General features: G+C 45.8%; 1 protein-coding gene and 1 pseudogene. Both read right to left on the reverse strand.

The window, feature by feature from the left end; translation table 11 throughout:
• Nucleotides 1-77: 77 nt before the first annotated feature.
• Nucleotides 78-581 (reverse strand): annotated as a pseudogene (locus QUA45_RS28560) (DUF6745 domain-containing protein); the annotation flags it as partial.
• A gap of 21 nt (nucleotides 582-602) precedes the next feature.
• On the reverse strand, nucleotides 603-2,123 hold the full coding sequence (locus tag QUA45_RS28565) for a leucine-rich repeat domain-containing protein (RefSeq protein WP_333223290.1): 1,521 nt from the start codon (nucleotides 2,121-2,123) through the stop codon (nucleotides 603-605).
• Nucleotides 2,124-2,216 lie beyond the last annotated feature (93 nt).

The raw sequence follows: 2,216 nt of genomic DNA on the forward strand, positions 1-2,216 counted from the left end.
TTATCGATCGCTGAAATCCTTGCTAATATTAACTCTTCCTTCTTCCTTCTTCCCTCTTCCTTCTTCCTTCTGCTATATCAAGTCTGCACGGAAAATTCCTCTGGATCGATATCCCAATTTGCCCAGCGAATTGCCTCCCTAGCTGATGTCAGGTTAGGCGGCACTCTCAAAGCGTGAATGAATCCCGTACTCGGACAAGTCATTTTTAACAAAAAAATCGGCTCGACATCGGCATTATCTATTGTTAATAGTGAATATTCCTGCCAACTATCTATTTGTTTGGCTGACAATTCTTGAATTATGCGATCGTAACCAATTCCTTGAATTAACACTCGCTTCAGTTCGGCATTATCTTCTGATAACAGCCATTGCGATTGCCATTGGTTCGGGTGTACTTTGCCGTATTCTTCAGGCAATCTGACGCCGTGATAATAGTAAAAATTCCATCCATCGGCAAACTTGATGGCAGGTTCTGCTTCCGCGTGCAAGCGGTTTTGACTGTCAAAGCTGAGGTGGCGGGGGCGATCGCCCACCGCGCAAATCTTTTCAAAGGGAAATATCCAACCGCAATGCTCGAAAAGCAGCTTTTGCGAGCGAAGTATTTATTGTGCCTTTTGGGAAAGATTGATGCCTAATGAAGATAGATACCATTGGGTCAAATAGATTTCTTTAAACAAACTCCTGGGGGTTTCAAAAAAGTTAAGGTCGAACAAATTATGGGAAAAAAGATTCCCCATCGTTTGTGCCGAGCGCACATAGCTTTCAACCAATTCGTAAATTAGCGAACTCAGTGTTCTGTCTGCTTCGGGATCGATCGTCATGCTATCGAGCTCATACTTCCACAGACCCGGACTGGCAAATTCTCCCACAGGAGACATCCATCTCTGGTCTAGATTTTTCCCCAATCTATTGCTGTATTCGTCTGAGTAGTTTTGTGAATCGTCGCCTTTGAGCAAGTTGAAGATTTGGAGGCAAACGTCGCGGGGACTGCTGCAAATAATAACTTCGGGTTCTTCTAGCCCAATAGCGGCATAGGCAACTTTGATGGCTTCTGTGGCTTTTTGCCCATCAATTGGTCTAGTCGAGAGAGTAAAACGTTTCTGTGCGAGGAGACCTAACACGCACACAGCGGTAATTTGATTGTTGGCCAGATTCAGTGTTGTCAGATTGGTGAGCTTACGCAAGACGCTAATATCGGTAATTTGATTGCTGTAAAGATCAAGTGTTGTCAGATTGGTGAGCTTACGCAAGGCGCTGATATCGGTAATTTGATTGTTGTTGAGATCGAGTGTTGTCAGATTGGTGAGCGAGCCGAGGAAGCTGATGTCGGTAATTCTATTTCTGCTGAGATCGAGTGTTGTCAGATTGGTGAGCGAGCCGAGGAAGCTGATGTCGGTAATTTTATTGCTGCTGAGATCCAGTTTTGTCAGATTGGTGAGCGGGCCGAGGAAGCTGATGTCGGTAATTTTATTTCTGCCGAGATCGAGTGTTGTCAGATGGGTGAGCGAGCCGAAGAAGCTGATGTCGGTAATTTTATTGTAGTCCAGATCGAGTGTTGTCAGATGGGTGAGCGAGCCGAGGAAGCTGATGTCGGTAATTCTATTGTTTGCCAGATACAGTGTTGTCAGATGGGTGAGCGAGCCGAGGAAGCTGATGTCGGTAATTGTTCGATGGTCGCCCAGATTCAGTGTTGTCAGAGTGGTGAGCGAGCCAAGGATGCTGATATCGGTAATTTGATTGTAGTCCAGATGCAGTGTCTTCAGATTGGTGAGCGAGCCGAGGATGCTGATGTCGGTAATTTTATTTCTGCCGAGATCGAGTGTTGTCAGATGGGTGAGCGAGCCGAGGAAGCTGATGTCGGTAATTTCATTGTGGCCCAGATGCAGTGTTGTCAGATTGGTGAGCGAGCCGAGGATGCTGATGTCGGTAATTCTATTGTCACTGAGATCGAGTGTTGTCATGCTTGAAAGTATCTGCTCCGCTGCTTCAGGGTCATCAGTGCCAGCCTTTTCTAACAACACTTTAACTGTGTGCCTTGCCTCTTGTGAAAGACTGTCAATATGCCTGCACCAGTCCGCAAAGCGGCTAAAAGTCATTGGCTCGTTTGGTTGTTTTTCTGACATAAAACACTCCGAGGGCGACAAAATTTGAGTGACAATTGACATCCGATCGCTGAGTGAACTCTTCTATTTCAAATCTTCCAGCTTAATTCGAGG

Origin of the sequence: Microcoleus sp. Pol12A5, from assembly GCF_036701435.1 — a bacterium.
Classification (GTDB): Bacteria; Cyanobacteriota; Cyanobacteriia; order Cyanobacteriales; family Microcoleaceae; genus Microcoleus.

Bases quoted from the DNA above. Each gene is read 5' to 3' on its own strand.
- QUA45_RS28565 (WP_333223290.1), bottom strand. From the start codon at position 2,123: ATGTCAGAAAAACAACCAAACGAGCCAATGACTTTTAGCCGCTTTGCG.